This is a genomic window from Vibrio mytili (genome assembly GCF_000830505.1).
Classification (GTDB): Bacteria; Pseudomonadota; Gammaproteobacteria; order Enterobacterales; family Vibrionaceae; genus Vibrio; species Vibrio mytili.
Window position 1 is genome coordinate 1 of sequence record NZ_JXOK01000059.1, and the last position, 843, is coordinate 843.

The window sequence follows — 843 nt, forward strand, 5'->3', positions numbered from 1 at the left end:
GTCATTTTGAGCCGAACCAATTGTGGTTAGATCGTCTTCATCTACCGTCAGTGGAATAACGTTATTGATGGTTGGAATGTCATCAGTAATAGTGACAGGAATGGTCGCGCTGGTCGTATCGCCATCAAAGTCTGTTGCAATGATTGGGAAGTTAAGTACTAACTCATCACTATTTAACGCATGATCAACTGGCCCTTCCAGACGGAAATTGTATGTACCGTCTGCATTCACATTCATGGTGAAGACAGGATTGCCGTCAGCGGTAGCAACGTAAGTAAAGCTGCCATCAGCATTCGCGGTCTCTACTAGAGTAACTGGCTCACCTTGAGAAGTTAAACCTGCAACAGGATCGGCTGTTGAATCAATTTGGTAACTCACCACATTGTCTGAGCCTTGAGTGGTCGTAAACATGCCTTCAACAAAGACCGCGTCGCTTTGGTCTGACCCAATGCCTGATAAATCATCTTCATCCACCGCCAGCGGCACGACATTATTAATGATTGGCGCATCATCCGTGATTGTGACCGGAATGGTTGCCGAAGTCGTATCACCATCAAAATCGGTCGCAATAATTGGGAAATCAATGGTTAGGCTGTCGCTGTTTGTAGCATGGTCGATTGGGCCTTGCAGCGTAAAGTCGTACGTACCGTCTTTCGCTACATTTAAAGTGAACACAGGATTGCCATCTGCGGTAGCAACGTAAGTAAAGCTGCCATCAGCATTCGCGGTCTCTACTAGAGTAACTGGTTCACCTTGAGAAGTTAAACCTGCAACCGGAGCGGCTGTTGAATCAAGTTGGTAACTCACCACATGGTCAGCGCCTTGAGTGGTGGTAAATGCTCC

Annotated in this window: 1 protein-coding gene; it reads right to left on the minus strand. The window is 46.9% G+C overall.

The features are described from left to right. On the minus strand, positions 1 to 843 hold an 843-nt coding region (locus tag SU60_RS15315), incomplete at both ends, for a T1SS-143 repeat domain-containing protein (protein ID WP_041156283.1).